General features: G+C 65.6%; 15 protein-coding genes and 1 tRNA gene. 4 read left to right on the plus strand and 12 right to left on the minus strand.

Features of this window, described 5'->3' with window-relative positions; translation table 11 throughout:
• Positions 1 to 63: 63 nt before the first annotated feature.
• Both BJ997_RS08670 and BJ997_RS08675 read right to left on the minus strand, forming a co-directional pair.
• Entirely contained in the window at positions 64 to 1,095 is a 1,032-nt protein-coding gene (locus tag BJ997_RS08670; protein ID WP_035837386.1) for a tRNA (adenine-N1)-methyltransferase, read from the minus strand.
• A 4-nt stretch (positions 1,096 to 1,099) separates the two neighbouring features.
• Positions 1,100 to 1,834, minus strand: coding sequence for an HAD family hydrolase (locus BJ997_RS08675; protein WP_035837405.1), 735 nt, complete (start codon positions 1,832 to 1,834; stop codon positions 1,100 to 1,102).
• 81 nt (positions 1,835 to 1,915) lie between these two features.
• On the opposite strand from BJ997_RS08675, the gene BJ997_RS08680 reads away from it, so the two are divergent.
• Positions 1,916 to 2,854, plus strand: a complete 939-nt coding sequence (locus tag BJ997_RS08680; protein ID WP_035837388.1) for a proteasome assembly chaperone family protein — start codon at positions 1,916 to 1,918, stop codon at positions 2,852 to 2,854.
• Between the two features lie 27 nt (positions 2,855 to 2,881).
• Here the strand turns inward: BJ997_RS08680 and mshC are convergent, their stop codons facing one another.
• Genes mshC through BJ997_RS08695 form a run of 3 tightly spaced genes read right to left on the minus strand, consistent with a single transcriptional unit; the run spans position 2,882 to position 6,420 of the window.
• Positions 2,882 to 4,171, minus strand: coding sequence for a cysteine--1-D-myo-inosityl 2-amino-2-deoxy-alpha-D-glucopyranoside ligase (mshC, locus tag BJ997_RS08685; RefSeq protein ID WP_035837390.1), 1,290 nt, complete (start codon positions 4,169 to 4,171; stop codon positions 2,882 to 2,884).
• A 13-nt stretch (positions 4,172 to 4,184) separates the two neighbouring features.
• On the minus strand, positions 4,185 to 5,039 hold the full coding sequence (locus BJ997_RS08690) for an undecaprenyl-diphosphate phosphatase (RefSeq protein ID WP_035837391.1): 855 nt from the start codon (positions 5,037 to 5,039) through the stop codon (positions 4,185 to 4,187).
• A gap of 55 nt (positions 5,040 to 5,094) precedes the next feature.
• Positions 5,095 to 6,420: a M20/M25/M40 family metallo-hydrolase gene (locus tag BJ997_RS08695; protein WP_035837393.1), complete on the minus strand. Its 1,326-nt coding sequence runs from the start codon at positions 6,418 to 6,420 to the stop codon at positions 5,095 to 5,097.
• A 111-nt stretch (positions 6,421 to 6,531) separates the two neighbouring features.
• Here BJ997_RS08695 and BJ997_RS08700 point away from each other — a divergent pair.
• The 3 genes from BJ997_RS08700 (at position 6,532) to BJ997_RS08710 (ending at position 9,634) form a co-directional block, all read left to right on the plus strand.
• Positions 6,532 to 6,616 (plus strand) — tRNA-Leu (locus BJ997_RS08700).
• 126 nt (positions 6,617 to 6,742) lie between these two features.
• Complete coding sequence (locus BJ997_RS08705) at positions 6,743 to 7,414, plus strand: GAP family protein (RefSeq protein WP_035837395.1); 672 nt, start codon at positions 6,743 to 6,745, stop codon at positions 7,412 to 7,414.
• Positions 7,415 to 7,522: 108 nt separating this feature from the next.
• Entirely contained in the window at positions 7,523 to 9,634 is a 2,112-nt protein-coding gene (locus BJ997_RS08710) for a S9 family peptidase (protein WP_035837397.1), read from the plus strand.
• A gap of 16 nt (positions 9,635 to 9,650) precedes the next feature.
• Here the strand turns inward: BJ997_RS08710 and BJ997_RS08715 are convergent, their stop codons facing one another.
• From BJ997_RS08715 to BJ997_RS08745, 7 genes are all read right to left on the minus strand, one after another.
• Positions 9,651 to 10,520, minus strand: a complete 870-nt coding sequence (locus tag BJ997_RS08715; protein WP_052542382.1) for an ABC transporter permease — start codon at positions 10,518 to 10,520, stop codon at positions 9,651 to 9,653.
• Positions 10,507 to 11,469, minus strand: coding sequence for an ABC transporter ATP-binding protein (locus BJ997_RS08720; RefSeq protein WP_236629039.1), 963 nt, complete (start codon positions 11,467 to 11,469; stop codon positions 10,507 to 10,509). The genes BJ997_RS08715 and BJ997_RS08720 overlap by 14 nt, the downstream gene beginning before the upstream one ends.
• Before the next feature lie 32 nt (positions 11,470 to 11,501).
• Positions 11,502 to 12,641, minus strand: coding sequence for a LolA family protein (locus tag BJ997_RS08725; protein WP_052542387.1), 1,140 nt, complete (start codon positions 12,639 to 12,641; stop codon positions 11,502 to 11,504).
• 88 nt (positions 12,642 to 12,729) lie between these two features.
• On the minus strand, positions 12,730 to 13,668 hold the full coding sequence (locus BJ997_RS08730; RefSeq protein ID WP_084141321.1) for a 5'-3' exonuclease: 939 nt from the start codon (positions 13,666 to 13,668) through the stop codon (positions 12,730 to 12,732).
• 13 nt (positions 13,669 to 13,681) lie between these two features.
• Entirely contained in the window at positions 13,682 to 14,383 is a 702-nt protein-coding gene (locus BJ997_RS08735) for a nucleotidyltransferase domain-containing protein (RefSeq protein WP_052542384.1), read from the minus strand.
• Positions 14,384 to 14,450: 67 nt separating this feature from the next.
• Positions 14,451 to 14,963, minus strand: a complete 513-nt coding sequence (locus tag BJ997_RS08740) for a GNAT family N-acetyltransferase (RefSeq protein WP_035837399.1) — start codon at positions 14,961 to 14,963, stop codon at positions 14,451 to 14,453.
• A 34-nt stretch (positions 14,964 to 14,997) separates the two neighbouring features.
• On the minus strand, positions 14,998 to 15,369 hold the full coding sequence (locus tag BJ997_RS08745) for a hypothetical protein (protein WP_035837401.1): 372 nt from the start codon (positions 15,367 to 15,369) through the stop codon (positions 14,998 to 15,000).
• Between the last annotated feature and the right edge of the window lie 84 nt (positions 15,370 to 15,453).

The raw sequence follows: 15,453 nt of genomic DNA on the forward strand, positions 1-15,453 counted from the left end.
TCTTTCAGTTTGGGGGTGCCACGGTTCGGGCGGCGGGAAAATGCCGGGTGGGCGGGCAGAAGACTATTCTACCGGGGGCTCGAGGTCGCGGGCTTTGGACAGGCCCGCGCTCGTGCTGGCGGCCCTGGCGCGCTTGCGCATGCTCTTCGAACTGACGTTGCGTTCTCCGAGCGCGCCAGGAGTCCAGGCTTCCACGTCCGCGTCGTCGAAGTCCGTCTTCGATGGGCGGCGTTTCAGCTCGGGGAGGATGGTGTCGGGGGCCAGACGACGTGCCGTGATCAGAAAACCGGTGTGCCCGATCATGCGGTGGTCGGGGCGCACGGCGAGTCCCTCCACGTGCCAGCCTCGGATCATCGTCTCGTTGGAATCCGGGTTCGTGTAGAGGCCCGTTCCGCGGATGGCCTCGGCCACGCGGGAGAGCTGCGTGACTGTCGCAACGTAGCAGAGCACCACTCCCCCGGGCTTGAGGGCATCGGACACGACGCCGAGGCATTCCCAGGGCGCGAGCATGTCGAGCACGACTCGATCGACGCTGTGCGCGGGCATCACGTCCGGGAGGGTTTCCGCGAGGTCCCCGAGAGTGATCGTCCAGTTCTCGGGGTCGGAACCCAGGAATGTCGCCACGTTGTCGCGGGCGACGTCGGCAAACTCTTCGCGGCGCTCGAACGAGGCCAGGCGCCCGGCCGATCCGATAGCACGCAACAGCCAGAGGGATAGAGCGCCGGACCCGACGCCGGCCTCGACGACGGTCGCTCCCGGAAAGATATCGGCCTGTGCGAGGATCTGCGCGGCGTCTTTCGGGTAGATGATCGCGGCGCCGCGGGGCATCGACATGACGAAGTCGCTCAGCAGCGGGCGGAGGGCGAGGTGCTCGACGCCGACGTTGTTCGTGACGACGGAGCCATCGGGCTGCCCGATGATGTCGTCATGCGCCAAGATGCCGCGGTGTGTGTGGAAGCCTTGGCCTGGAATCAGGGCAATGGTGTTCATCCGTCCCTTGGGACCGGTTAGTTGCACGCGGTCGCCCGCGCGGAACGGGCCGCTGTTCTGTGGGACCTGGCTGTTGTTTGCGGTGCTGGTGCCGATATTACTCATGTGGCTACTGCGTTCTCGTGGTGATGGAAAATTCGGACAGGAGATCCAGGTCGATCCGGGACAAGCGCTCCCGATACAGCTCGGAGACGTGCTCAAGGGTGCGCCCGTCGAGAGTCGACCAACGCGTGTAGGCGGCGCTCTCGGGCAGGTCGATCTGGTGGGGAACGGCAACGGTAATGGTTCCCGCTGCCACGGCACTCGTGACTCCGGGGGTTGAGTCCTCGATCGCGACGCAGTGCGCCGGGTCTACGCCGAGTGTGGCTGCCGCGGTGAGATACGGCTCGGGGTGCGGTTTGCTGTTGGTGACCATGTCTCCGGCGATGATGAGGTCGAAGGCAGGGAAGTCGATCAGTTCGACGATTTGGCGCGCCATGCGCTTCACGGACATTGTCACCAGAGCGGTGGGAATGCCGGCGTCTTTGAGCTCGGCCAGCAGTTCGCGGGAACCGGGCCGCCAGGGAATTCCGTGCTCGGCCAGCTGTTCCTGCACGCGATCCGTCAGCCACTGCACGATGGCGTCGGCTTCCATGTCGACGCCTCTGCCTTGCAGGATGCTCGCCGAATTCCACAGGCCGGAACCCACCAGGAGCATGCAATCGTCGTGCGTCCACACGCCGCCATACGACGCGACGAGCTCGGTTTCGGCACGCATCCAGTAGGGCTCGGTGTCGACGAGAGTGCCGTCCATGTCCCAGAGTACGGCGGCGGGCAGGGGGGAATCTTTCTGGAACACATTCACGGAGTCCAAGTGTAGAGGGCACGGCCTATCCTTGACTGAAGGTGAACCGAACGGCGCACCCCGAGATCGAGGTTATGCACGGTGACAGACGGTAATGGGTTTCTAGGCGGACGGCTCTTGGTCGTGGCGTTCGAGGGCTGGAACGACGCTGGAGAAGCGGCCACCGGGGCCGTTCGCACGCTCAAAGACCTGCTCGACATGCGCGAGATCATGACCGTCGACCCTGAACTGTATTTTGACTACCAATTCAACCGACCGACGATTTCCACCAACGAGGATGGACTTCGCGTGATCGAATGGCCGAGCGCGACGATGTTCGGACCGAGAGCGCCGGGAGCGGCCAGCGTTCCTCTCGCCGAAGACGCGGAGCTTCGGGTGAGCGGAACGAATGCGGGGAACATCTATCTGCTGCTCGGCACAGAACCGTCACGCAGCTGGAAGAGTTTCGCGGCGGAGGTTTTTGATGCCGCCCTTGCCGCTGACGTGACCGGAGTGGTCTTTCTCGGCGCCATGCTCGCTGATGTGCCGCACACCCGGCCGATTTCCATATTCGTCTCGAGCGACAACGCCCTCGTGCGCAGCGAGCTGCAAATCGAACGCAGCAGCTATGAGGGCCCCGTGGGGATTCTCAGCATTCTCTCCGACGCGTCAGAGACCGCGGGGATTCCCACGCTGTCGATTTGGGCGTCCGTTCCCCACTACGTGCACAACGCGCCGTCGCCGAAGGCGATGCTGGCGCTGATCGACAAGCTCGAAGAGGTCATCGATGTGGTGATCCCCCGTGGCAACCTGGTGACAGAGGCCGCCGAGTGGGAGTCGGGCATCGACACTCTCGCGGCCGAAGACGAGGAAATGGCCGCATACATCGCCCAGCTCGAGCAGGCCCGCGACACCGTGGACTCGCCGGAGGCCAGCGGCGAGGCGATTGCCCAGGAGTTTGAGAAGTACCTGCGCAAGCGCGGGGACGGACGTGACGGGCGCGCCGATGGCCGCACGGGGCCTGACGGCCCCCGACAGTAGCCGCCCGGCTGCCGGGCGACGGCCGAATCAGGTCGCGAGCACGTCCACACCCAGCAGGGCGTTGATGGCCAGGGCCACAAGTGCCGGGTCGTCGACGCCGGAGTCGGCCGCGGAATCGAGCACAGAGAGCGTCGCTGGAGTGTCGAGGTCGTCGTTCAGGCATTCCCTGACTCGCTCGACGACCGAGGCAGCCGAGGCGACCCCTGTGGGCGCCGCGCCCTCCGCTGTCGCCGCGGAGAACGCAGCCCGGTATCGGGCCAAGCGGTGCTCTGCCGCGTGCAGCAGCGGCTCCGTCCAGGCCCAGTTGGTGCGGTAGTGCTGCGCCAGGAGGGCGAGGCGGATGGCACGCGGGTCGGTTCCCTGGCTGCGCAGGCCCGAGACGAGCACGAGGTTGCCGAGGGACTTGCTCATTTTTTCGCCCTGGTAGGCCACCATTCCGGTGTGGCTGTAGACGCCGGCCAGCGGGTGCCCCGATAGGGCGGCCGCGTGGCCGGCACTCATGTCGTGGTGCGGGAAGACGAGGTCTGAGCCGCCGCCCTGAACTGTGAAGTCAGTGCCGAGTTCCTTCAGCGCAATGACCGAGCACTCGATGTGCCAGCCCGGGCGTCCGGCACCGACTCTGGAGGCCCACTGTGGCTCCCCCGCGCGAGCGGCACGCCACAGCAGAGGATCGAGCGGATCACGCTTGCCCGCACGATCGGGGTCTCCCCCACGCTCGGCGAACAGCGCGAGCATCGTGTTTCGATCGAGATTGCTTTCGTCGCCGAGACGCCAATCGGTCTGAGACTCGGCCGCTTCGATGTCGAAGTACAGATCGGAGCCAATGACGCCATCCGCTCCGGGGACGGCGTCAGGGGTCTCCACGGGGTAGGCCAGGCCGGCGTCCCGCAGCTGGGAGACGGCGGCGGCGACCTCGCCGATGACCTCGGTCACTGCCACGTAGTCGTTCGGCGGAATGATGCCGAGAGCCTCCATGTCGGTTCGGAAGAGCTCCACCTGTGATTCGGCGAGCTCCCGCCAGTCCACTCCCGTGGCGGTGGCGCGTTCGAGGAGCGGGTCGTCGACATCCGTGACGTTCTGGGCGTAGTGCACGCGGAACCCCGCATCCAGCCAGACCCGCTGCAGGGTGTCGAAGGCCAGATAGGTGGCAGCGTGGCCGAGGTGCGTGGCGTCGTACGGTGTGATTCCGCAGACATAGAGCCGCGCGACGTCCCGCGGCCTGGCCTCGACCAAACCGTCCGTCGCGGTGTCATGCAGCCAGGGTGCGCCTGCGCGACCCGGGACAGACGGAATTACTGGTCGCTTCCAAGCACGCATGCCACCAGCCTAACTACGCGGAGATGACGTTCGTTGCCAACAGCACGAGAAGCACGGTGCCGAGCAGGATGCGATAGATCACGAACGGGAGGAAGCTGTGCTTCGAAATGTAGCCCATGAAGAACTTGATGACGAACAGGGCGACCACGAAGGCGACAACCGTGGCGACGAGCGTCTCGAGCGGCCCGAAGATCTCGGGCTTGCAGTTCGTGGCACCGGCGAGGCAGGGTTCCGCGATCGACTTGTACACCTGATAGAAACCGCTGCCGAACACAGCGGGGATGGCCAGGAGGAACGCGTACCGGGCGGCGGCGGAGCGCTCGTACCCCATGAACAGGCCGAAGGTGATGGTGCCGCCGGAGCGTGAGACGCCCGGAATCAACGCGAGGGACTGCGCGAATCCGTAGATGACGCCGTCGCCGACCGTCAGGTCATTCAACCGGCGACGCTTGGCACCCACGTGGTCCGCGATGCCGAGCAGTATTCCGAAGCCGATGAGCATGGCTGCGGTGATCCACATCGAACGCAGCACGGTCTCGATCTGGTCCTGGAAGAGCAGGCCGAGCACGACGATCGGCAGAGAGCCGAGGATGATGAGCCAGCCCATGCGCGCGTCAGGGTCGGTGCGGGGTACGCGGCCCACGAGTGACCGCGACCACTGGCCGATGATGCGCACGATGTCGTGCCAGAAGAAGATGACGACGGCGAGTTCGGTGCCGATCTGGGTAATCGCCGTGAATTGTGCGCCAGGGTCCTCGCCGGTGCCCAGCAGTTGGCCGACGATCGAGATATGTGCGCTAGATGACACCGGAAGAAACTCGGTCAGTCCCTGGACGAGGCCGAGGATGATCGCATTGATGAAGTCCACGCGTGCCGCTTCCGCTGTCGAGTGCCCGAAGGCCGATGAGTTGCCCGAGGGCCGATCAATACCGTGAGAGCAGATCCGTCAAAACCTGCCTGCCAAACACTAATGCGTCCAGGGGCACTCTTTCATCCACGCCGTGGAACATCGCCGGAAAATCCAAATCGGAGGGGAGCCGGAGCGGCGCGAAGCCATAGCCCTTGATGCCCAGTGTGCTCAGTGCCTTGTTGTCGGTTCCGGCGGAGAGCAGATAGGGCAGTACAGGGGCGCCAGGGTCATGTCGGCCAAGGGTCTCCACGACGGCATCGACGAGCGGACCGCCGAATTCGATCTCTAGTCCGATGTCGCGGTGCATGATGACGATCTCGATATCCGGTCCCACCAGGTCGGCGATTTCGGCGAGAACACTGTCTTCCTCACCGGGGAGCGAACGGATGTCAATGAGCGCCTCGGCCGTGTCTGGGATCACGTTGTGCTTGTACCCGGCGGCGAGGCCCGTAGGGTTCGTCGTCGTGCGCAGGCTGGCCTGAATGAAACCGGCGGCGGTGCCCGTGGCAAGGGCGAGTTCGTCGGGGCCGACGCGTTGCGGGTCAACGTCTAGGATGCGGGCAAGCTCGGCGAGCAATTGGGTGGTCGTGTTGGTGAGCCGGATGGGCCACTCACGACGTCCGACCTTCGCCACGGCCTCGGCCAGCCGTGTGATGGCATTGTCGTGGTGGATGCGGGAACCGTGGCCGGCGCTCCCCCGCGCCACGAGCTTCACCCAGATGAGCGCCTTCTCCCCGGTCTGCAGCAGGTAGGCACGCTTACCGGCCAGGGTGATTGAGTAACCGCCGACCTCGCTGATGGCTTCCGTGGCCCCCGTGAAGAGCTCCGGTCGCTCCCGAGCGAGGTAACCGGAGCCGAGCACTCCCCCCGCCTCCTCGTCGGCGAAGAAGGCGATCACGAGGTCGCGTTCCGGTGCGCCGCCGCTGCCGATGATGTCGGTGAGGGACGCGAGAATCATGGCATCCATGTTCTTCATGTCCACAGCGCCGCGGCCCCAGAGCAGGCCGTCTTTGATGACGCCACCGAACGGGTCCACGCTCCAGTTGGCCGGATCGGCCGGCACCACGTCGAGGTGCCCGTGCACCACGAGGGCACTGCAGCTGCTGTCGCGCCCTGTCACGCGGGCCACCACACTCGTGCGGCCCGGCTCGGAATCAATGAGTTCAGGGGCCAGCCCCAGGCCGCGCAGATGCGCGGCCACGTACTCCGCCGCATCCGTTTCGCCGTTGGATCGACCCTCTCCGTAGTTGGTGGTGTCGAGGCGGATCAGGTCGCGAGCCAGAACGGCCGTTAGGTCGAGGTCGGAGTCTGACGGGGAGCTGGACGTGAGGGAAACCATGGTGTTCACGCTACCTGCAACGTGCACTCGGTGGCGTGGGTCAAACGAGCTCAGAATCCGTGCTAGATTATTACCTCGGCAGCCGGTTTTACACGGAGGCCGTTTCACCCAGTCCGGGTGGCGGAATTGGTAGACGCGCTGGCTTGAGGTGCCAGTGCCCGTTAAGGGCGTGTGGGTTCAATTCCCATCTCGGACACGGAGATTACGTAAGCGGTAATCAACGAGGACTGGTTGAGACAGTTCAGAGGGCCGGATCCTAGGATCCGGCCTTCTCTCGTTAACGCCCCTATTCCGCGAGCCTCAGGTGCACTAGGTTCGAGCCATGCTCCAGGCGCTCGGACAACTGCTCCCGATCGCAGTCGCGATCGCCCTGAGCACCGTGCCCATCATGGCCACGGTCCTGATCCTGATGTCTCCCAACCGGGATCGTTCTTCGGTGCCGTTCCTCATCGGTTGGGTGGTGGGAATCGCCGCCATGGCCGGAGTGTTCACGCTCGGAGCCCAAGCGTTTCCCGCACCGGGCACGCGCGGACCTCACGGCTCAGCACTTCTGGGCCTTGTGCAGATCTTCATCGGGCTCGCTCTCGTGGCCCTGGCAGTGATCAGCTGGCGGCGCGGGCGTGCCCACCCCACGGAAGGGATTCCCCGATGGTTGCGCCGGGTGGGTTCCTTCGGCCCGTGGTCGTCGTTCGGGCTCGCGATGGGGCTCAACGTGCGCCCGAAGGCCCTGCTGCTCAGCGCCGCGGCCGGATTGTCTCTTCGGGTCGGTTCGCTCTCGCCGGAATCGACGCTGATCGTGCTCGGCATCTTCGCCGTCCTGGCGTCCGCGACGGTGTCGGTGCCGATTGTGGCGGCAATCGCCTCACCGGAGCGGGCCGAGACCTGGCTGGTCGCCAGTGAGAGCTGGATCAATCGGAATAGCCGCACCGTGACCAACCTCATCGTCGTTGTGATCGGCGTGGTCATTCTCGGCAACGGACTCCGGCTGCTGTAGCTGTAGCTGTAGCTGTAGCTGTAGCTGTAGCTGTAGCTGTAGCTGTAGCTGTAGCTGAGGAAGTCTTCGGTTCGCGGGCACGCAGCTGCACGGGCTACCTTTGAATGCATGACAATAGAGTCTCTGGTCTCGCCTTTCTTCCGTCTTGACGCCTACATAGCGCTGCCCCGCGTGGAAGGTCTCGCCCTGTCACCGGATGGACGGCAGGTCATCCTCACGGTTGCGACCCTCGCTCGCGATCACACGACGTACGAGCGGGCGCTGTGGTCGGTGGCCGCGGACGGCACCGGGAGCCCGGTTCGACTGACCCGATCCGCCAAGGGCGAGTCGGGGGTGGCTTTCACCGGATCGGGGGACGTTCTGTTCGTGTCGGCCAGGCCCGACGCGTCCGCACAGAGCTCGACCACCCCGAAGGACGCGGAGGTCGCACAGCTCTGGCTGCTGCCCGCCTCCGGCGGTGAGGCTCGCGCCGTGACGCGGCTCGCGGGCGGCGTGTCGAATATCGCCGCCACAGCCGCGGCCTCCGACACCGTCGTGATCGCGGCGGACATTCTCGTGAGCGCCGGCGATCTCGAAGCGGATGCCGTGCTGCGCAGGGAGCGCACAGACAAGAAAGTCGCCGCCATTCTGCATGAGAGCTACCCTGTGCGGTTCTGGGACCATGACCTGGGGCCCGCGCAGCCGCACCTCTTTGCGCTCGAGCTGTCGGCGCTCCACGATGCTGTGCCGATACACGACACTGTTGCAACGGATGCCACGTCCCCGAACACCGCGTCCCCGTACGCCACGGATCTTCCGCGGCCCGCGGACCTCACTCCGATGCCGGGACGCTCGGCCGAGACCGGCGGCCAGTCGCTCACTCCGGACGGACGCACGGTGATTGCTTCCCTGCGGGTGCAGGAACAGCGCTCCGGTCGGCACGTTCTCGTCTCCATCGACGTTGCGACCGGAACGCACACCGTGCTGCTGGCCGAGGACAGGGTCGACTTCGAATCCCCCGTGGTCAGCCGTGACGGAAGGCACGTGGCTTATGTTCGCAGCGTCTTCTCCACGCCCGCCGGTCCCACCGACCAGGAAATCTGGATCGCTGGCATCGACGGGTCGAACCGGCGTCGGCTTGCGGCGGCGTGGGACCGCTGGCCCTCGAGCATGGCCTTTGACGCTGACGACGCCGCGCTCATCGTCACAGCGGACAACGACGGTCGTGGACCGGTTTTCCGCGTGCCCGTGGACGGATCCGTTGTTGAGCAGATCACGACCGACGAGTTCAGCTACTCGAACGTGGCAGTGGACGTGGCAACGGGCGACCTTGTAGCGTTACGTTCCTCATGGATGGCCCCGGCGCATCCGGTGCGTATTTTTCGCTCCGGAGCCGTCGTCGCACTGCAGACCCCGGCGACCCTTCCGGTGGCACCGGGCACGATCACCGAGGTCGAGACTGTCGCCGAGGACGGCACACGAGTGCGCGCCTGGCTGCTGCTGCCGGAGGGGGCGTCGGCCGAGCAGCCGGCGCCGCTGCTGCTGTGGATTCACGGCGGGCCGCTGAACAGCTGGAACGCCTGGAGCTGGCGCTGGAGCCCGCTGCTTGCTGTGGCGCGCGGCTACGCCGTGCTGCTGCCCGACCCGGCGCTGTCCACCGGCTACGGGCTCGACTTCATTGCGCGGGGCTGGGACTCCTGGGGGGCCAAGCCCTACACCGACCTGCTGGCCATAACGGATGCCGCGGAGGCCCGGGCCGACATCGACGAGAGCAAGACTGCCGCGATGGGCGGCTCCTTCGGTGGATACATGGCCAACTGGGTAGCCGGCCACACCGACAGGTTTCAGGCGATCATCAGCCACGCGAGCCTGTGGGCCCTCGACCAGTTCAACGGCACGACCGATAACTCGCAGTATTGGCAGAGCATCTTCTCGGCGCAGGGAATGATCGACAGCTCCCCGCACCACAGCGTGCGGGACATCGTGACACCGATGCTCGTGATCCACGGCGACCACGACTACAGGGTGCCAATCGGGGAGAGCCTGCGCCTGTGGTCGGAGCTGGCCGAGCACCACGCCCAGCCTGACGGGACCACGCAGCACAAGTTCCTCTATTTTCCCGATGAGAACCACTGGGTGTTGGGACCCCAGCACGCCGTGGTCTGGTACGAGACGGTGTTTGCGTTCCTCGACCAGCACGTGCACGGCGCAGAATGGAAACGGCCGGAGCTGCTCGGCTAGGGGCAGGGGACGGCCGTCAGGAGAGGATGTCCTTCGTGCTGAAGCGGCCGTAGGCCAGTGCTCCGAAGACCAGAATATACGCACCCTGCAGGAGCGCGTTCGACGCGAACGACGACAGGTCGAGGGGTTGGCGCAACAGGTCGGCGAAGCCGAGCCAGTAGTGGCTGAACAGATACGGGTGCAGCCAGGAGAGTTGTGGCAGCACGTCCAGGATCTGCGCGACGACCGACACCACGACAGTGGCGGCCATGGCACCGACCGGCACGTCGGTGAGGGTTGAGATGAAGAGTCCGATGGCCGCCAGTCCCAGTAGGGACAACGTCACGTAGCCCGCGATCAGGAGCGATCTCAGCACGGACTCCATGACGGTGATGGTGTCACCGGACAGCAGGGTGACCGGGCCGATCGGGAACAGCGCCGCGCCGATCAGTGCGCCGGCGAGGGTGAGGGTGAGGGTGGCCACGAGGCAGAAGACGGCCGCGCCGACGTATTTCACCAAGAGCAGCCGCACGCGACCGGCGGGTGCCACGAGCAGGTAGCGGAGCGTTCCGAGGCCCGCTTCACCGGCGATGGTGTCGCCGGCCACGACTCCGATCGTAAGCGGCAGGAACAACGGGATAGCCACGACCATGGCTGTGAATCCGACGAAAAGCCCGTTCTGCGTCACCCGGTCGAGAAAGGGCGGGCCTTCCCCCGGCGAGAGGGGGTCCGAGGACAGTTTGACCGCGACGGCAAGCAGGATGGGGATCAGCGCAACGGCCACGAGCATCGCCCAGGTGCGGCGGCGGCGAAACAGCACCGAGAGCTCGGAGCCGAGCAGTGCCCAGCCTGCCGATCGCCGTCCGGCGCGCACCCCAGCCGGTTCCATCACGTCACTGGACGACATCAAAACCTTCTCCGGTCAGCGCAACGAAACGTTCCTCGAGGCTCGGCTCTTCGACAGCGAGTCCACGGATTCGTACCCCTGCGGACACGAGGGCCGTCACAACGGCGTCGGGTGTACGGTGCTCTCCGGGGAACGGCGCTTCGATCCAGGGGTCCTGGCCCGGGACATCCGTTTGCGTGGGTGCCAGCCCCAGGTGCACGAGCACTCTGCTGGCCGCATCGGGGTCGGGTGTACGCAGGCGCAACCGGGGTTCGCTCCCCCTGCCAAGGTCGGCGAGCGTGCCCTGGGCCACCAGGGTGCCGGCGCTCATGACGGCGGCGTGGGTACACATCTGCTCCACCTCGGCCAGCAGGTGACTCGATACGAAAACCGTCGTGCCCTCGGCGGCGAGGGAACGGATGAGGCTGCGCACCTCGCGGGTTCCCTGCGGGTCAAGCCCATTGGTCGGCTCGTCGAGCACCAGCAGGTCACGGTGCACCAGCAGGGCATTGGCGATGCCCAGCCGCTGCTTCATGCCGAGAGAATATGCGTGCGCCTTCTTCTTCGCGGCGTGGCTGAGGCCCACTCGCTCGAGGGCCTGATCGACGCGGGCGCTGCGTGTGTGGGACGGCGCGAAGCGGTCGGCGGTGTCCAGGCGACTGAGGTTTGCGGCGCCGGACAGGAACGGGTAGAACGCCGGTCCCTCCACGAGTGCGCCAACTCGCGGCAGCACGTCGTGCAGGCGTGCGGGCATGCTTTCTCCCAATACGCTGATCTGACCGCTGGTAGCAGCGGTCAGGCCGAGGAGCATGCGGATGCTGGTGGTCTTGCCGGAGCCGTTCGGTCCGAGAAAACCAAAGACGGCGCCGCGCGGAACGGCCAGGTCTATGCCGTTGACGGCTGTCTGTCGAGCGAAACGCTTCGTGAGCCCTCTGGTCTCGATCGCCAGATCGAGACTAGAGCCTGGCACCACTGACTCGCCCGATGTCGCGTCGGCGACCGTCACTGAACCGCGGCGGCGGCTTGCAAGCGCTCGAGCGGCACGGAGCCGACGAACACACGCCCGTCGGTGGCGAGGAAGACATTGACGAGTGACGTGGAGAGAGCGCGCCCGCCGGTGACCTCGGTGGTCAGTTGGGCCAGGAGCGGGTTGGCGGACAGCTCGGCAGGAACCGAGGACGCCGCGATTTCTGCCACGGCATCCCAGCCGGAGCCGGCGATCACGGGCAGGTCACTTGTCGGCTCGACCGGAGCAGCATCTGACTGGGGGGCCTCAGACTTCATCTTCTCCATGTCGGCTGCGGTGGGAACGGGGACCTCGGTCACCGTGGCGCCGGCCGGAGGGGTGAAATCGAACCGATCGGCGGATGGCACGGACAGATCGAGGCTCGTGAAGCCCAGCTGGAATGCCGGGGCCTTCTGACCAACGGCCGCGACGGTGACGCGCAGGGGCAGGCCGGTTTCAGAGTCCACCGCGATGGTCACAGACTCGACCAGCGTGTCGGAGGTATTGGGGTTGAGTACGAGTTCATACACCGTTCGTCCGGCGACGGTGCCGTCGTTACCGACCGACACGGCCGTTGTCGGGTTGATCTCGGTCAGGAAGTGCTCGGCGATCTGTGCGGGTGTCGCGAGACCGGTCGGGGCTTGGGCCTCACGCGCCGCAGCCTTGTCTTTCCACGATGACTTCAGCTCGGCTGGAATGGCCAGATGGGAGACCTCGTTGGTCTGCGAATCGTAGGTCCAGGCATCCGTGCCGTTCACGATGAGGTCGCGTTCGTCCATCTTGTCGAGAATTTGCACGCGCGTTCTGTCTGCACCGTCCACGTACACGCGTGCTTCATGTGAGCCGGTAAGAAACTCCAGCGCGGAGGTGACGGCCCCCGCGCCTGCTGCTTCGGGCAGTGATCCGGACATTCCGGCGCCGAGATCAACATCGGGAAGCCCGATGTCTGAGGACTGCTCCAACGCGCCCGAGAACGCCGTGACCGTGCTGTCGTTGACCATCAGCAGGATCTGCTCGGCGGTCTTGTCTGGCAGGTCAATGGCCGCTCCAGCCTGCAGAGGCACGGCGATAACGCCGACCGCGATGACTGCGGGAACAACAATGGCAGGAAGCCACTTCACCGAGGTGCGCGGCACGATCAACGATCCATTTCGCGAGGATTCATGCCCGTGACTCTACGCCGAGTGGCTGAGAATTGCCTCTCCGGCGTCCTGCGCGCCACGCTCAGCCGGCGCGGGTTGCGAGGGCCGTGCGAGCGCGGTGCATCGAGGATTCAAGACCCCAGGTGGCGCAGAGCCGATCGAGTTCGGCCGCCTGTGCGGGGGTACTGGCGCGGATGCGTGCGTCGAATTCGGGCATTGCGAGGGTACGCACGACATTCACGACCGCCGGAGCGACGGTCAGGTAGTCGGCGGCGGCCCGGACTTTGGCGCGCGCGGACGCCGCCATGTCGGAGGCCGGATCTGCGGCGGCTGCCACGATTGAATCGAGGTTGCCATACCGGGAAAGCAAGGCCACGGCGGTCTTCTCCCCCACGCCCGCCACTCCGGGCAGGCCGTCAGAAGCGTCTCCGCGCATCGCCGCGAAGTCTGCGTATTGGGTGGGGGCGACTCCGTACTTGGTCTCGAGGGCGGCATCCGTCAGAATTTCGAGGCGTGACATGCCGCGACCGGTATAGATCACGCGCACCTCGCGCGAGTCGTCGATGAGCTGGAAGAGATCGCGGTCGCCCGTGACGACATCCACAGGCATCACGGCGTTCGAGGCCAGCGATCCCAGCACGTCGTCTGCTTCATGGTGCGCCGCGCCGATCACGGGTATTCCGAGGGCGCCGAGCACCTCGCGGATGACTGCTACCTGCGGTGTGAGTAGGTCGGGCACGTCTTCGATTGAGGGGTCAGCGTCGGTCGGCGCCGCCTGGGCGACGCGGTGGCTCTTGTAGGTGGGAATGAGGTCCACGCGCCACTGCGGGCGCCAGTCGTCGTCCCAACAGGCCACGATCTCGGTCGGTTTGAACTCGCTCGCGAGCCTCGCGATCATGTCGAGCAGGCCTCGAACGGCGTTCACCGGCATGCCGTTGGGGGCCCTCATGGTGTCGGGCACCCCGTAAAACGCGCGGAAATACAGGCCAGCGGTGTCGAGGAGCATGCGGCGCTCCGGCAGATCCGTCACGGCGCTATGCCCGTGTTCCGCGGACGAAGCCGTCCTGGAGGTATCCGCCGGCCTCATCCAAGACCTCCCGAGCAAGCAGCGTCAGGTCGTCTCTCGTTCGACCAGTATTCGAAGCCCATACGGCCAGCCTGTCCGCGAGGTCGTCTTCGCACAGGCGTAAACGTCGAACGATCCATTTGCCGCCGCCAAGCCAATGGTCACGGGTGAGCATCAGCAAATCTGCGGCCTCCCGAAACACATCGGCACTGAGCATGAAGATCTCCGCACTGTCCTCGCTTCCGGACAGGTCATCCACGAGAGCGCTCAGGCCGTACCGGCGGAGTTCGCGCTCGTTTGCGGAGAGGGGCAGCGGCCCCCGCCGCATGCGGTCCCGAGCGTCTCGTTGCCATTCCAGGCCGCGTCCATCGACGTCGGTCAGCAAAGCTCCGTGAGCGCAGAGATCCGCTATGACCGGATGGCGGGCATCGCCCTCCCTCTTGTACCAATAGCGCAGGCTGGACGGAGTGTGAACGAAAGCTTCCACCAGCCACCCACGAAATGTCGTGGTCTCTGCATAGTTGGCATGGCCATCCGCATACAACACGGCGATGTCCAGATCCGATGTCGACGTTAATCGACCCGACGCCGCGCTTCCGCCGAGAATGGACGCCGTGGCTTCCGGATGCATCGTGTTCACGAAGGCACGGGCAGTGTCGTAGACAGTCATAGAGCCATGCTGGCACACGCATCCGCGTCCCGGAGTGCAGGCGGCGTCGCGGGTGTTCCGCCGACCTTCAGGCGACCCGGTACTTGTAGCCGATGTGCGACCCGATGAAACCCAGACGCGTGTAGAACCGGTGCGCGTCATGTCGTGCCGCGTCGGAGCTGAGCTGAATCAGGTGCGTATCGAGGTCGGCGGACGCGTTATCTCTCACCCAGCGCAGCATGGCTCCTCCGATGCCGTTCGAGCGCTGATCGCTTCGCACCCGCACCGCTTCGATCTGGAGACGTGTCGACCCACGCCGCGCCATTCCCGGGATGCGCGTGAGCTGCATCGTGCCAACCAGGGAGTTGGAATCATCGACGACAACAAGGAGTGCATTTCCTGCATCCGCGGTAACGGCACGGAACGCGGTGAGATAGGCAGGCCGGTCCTCAGCGGCGCCAAGATCACCCCGCGTTGCGCTGATCGAATCGTCGGCCAGCAACTGCATGAGGGCGTCGAGATCACCCTCAACGGCGTCACGAAGCGTGACAAGGCCGGTGGCGACCCCGAGTGACACGGGCAACGCTAAATCTTGAAGCATTCGACCAGTCTGGTGCATGACGCGACAGCAGACGTTAGGAGCCGCTCGGAGCCTCGTCCGTGATGCCGATGAACTGGCTGCCGATTCCGTCGCACTCGGTTCGTCCGAAACCGGCGGCTGGCTCGGGCACCTCGTCGAACCCGTGGTTCGAACAGCTGATGTAGGTGAACACCGGCCACCACTTCTTGGGGCGCACGGCCTCGGTGTAACCACACACGTCGCAGGTGAGCTGGACCCAGACAGGCTTCTTGCCCGTGCGGTTGGCCCGCGACTGTATGAGCCAGGCCGGGGGGTCTTCCTCCAGCTTGGCGAGCTGCGCCTCGCCCATGCGCGACGGAATGCCGTGACGTGCCGCCATCTCGAGCGGGATATCCAGGCGCAGGGCGACTTCTCTTCTCGTAATCATCTTCATCAAGAATAGGCGGTGACGAGCCACGCTGCGCCGCCGGCTTGACGCGCCCTGCACCGTGCACCGTGCGCCACGCTGGCC

Source organism: Cryobacterium roopkundense, assembly GCF_014200405.1.
GTDB lineage: Bacteria > Actinomycetota > Actinomycetes > Actinomycetales > Microbacteriaceae > Cryobacterium > Cryobacterium roopkundense.

What these genes read in the sequence shown, in the direction of transcription:
- BJ997_RS08715 (WP_052542382.1), bottom strand. Translation starts at nt 10,520, where the DNA reads ATGTCGTCCAGTGACGTGATGGAACCGGCTGGGGTGCGCGCCGGACGG.
- BJ997_RS08745 (WP_035837401.1), bottom strand. Translation starts at nt 15,369, where the DNA reads ATGATTACGAGAAGAGAAGTCGCCCTGCGCCTGGATATCCCGCTCGAG.
- BJ997_RS08670 (WP_035837386.1), bottom strand. Translation starts at nt 1,095, where the DNA reads ATGAGTAATATCGGCACCAGCACCGCAAACAACAGCCAGGTCCCACAG.
- BJ997_RS08695 (WP_035837393.1), bottom strand. Translation starts at nt 6,420, where the DNA reads ATGGTTTCCCTCACGTCCAGCTCCCCGTCAGACTCCGACCTCGACCTA.
- mshC (WP_035837390.1), bottom strand. Translation starts at nt 4,171, where the DNA reads ATGCGTGCTTGGAAGCGACCAGTAATTCCGTCTGTCCCGGGTCGCGCA.
- BJ997_RS08740 (WP_035837399.1), bottom strand. Translation starts at nt 14,963, where the DNA reads ATGCTTCAAGATTTAGCGTTGCCCGTGTCACTCGGGGTCGCCACCGGC.
- BJ997_RS08705 (WP_035837395.1), top strand. Translation starts at nt 6,743, where the DNA reads ATGCTCCAGGCGCTCGGACAACTGCTCCCGATCGCAGTCGCGATCGCC.
- BJ997_RS08735 (WP_052542384.1), bottom strand. Translation starts at nt 14,383, where the DNA reads ATGACTGTCTACGACACTGCCCGTGCCTTCGTGAACACGATGCATCCG.
- BJ997_RS08710 (WP_035837397.1), top strand. Translation starts at nt 7,523, where the DNA reads ATGACAATAGAGTCTCTGGTCTCGCCTTTCTTCCGTCTTGACGCCTAC.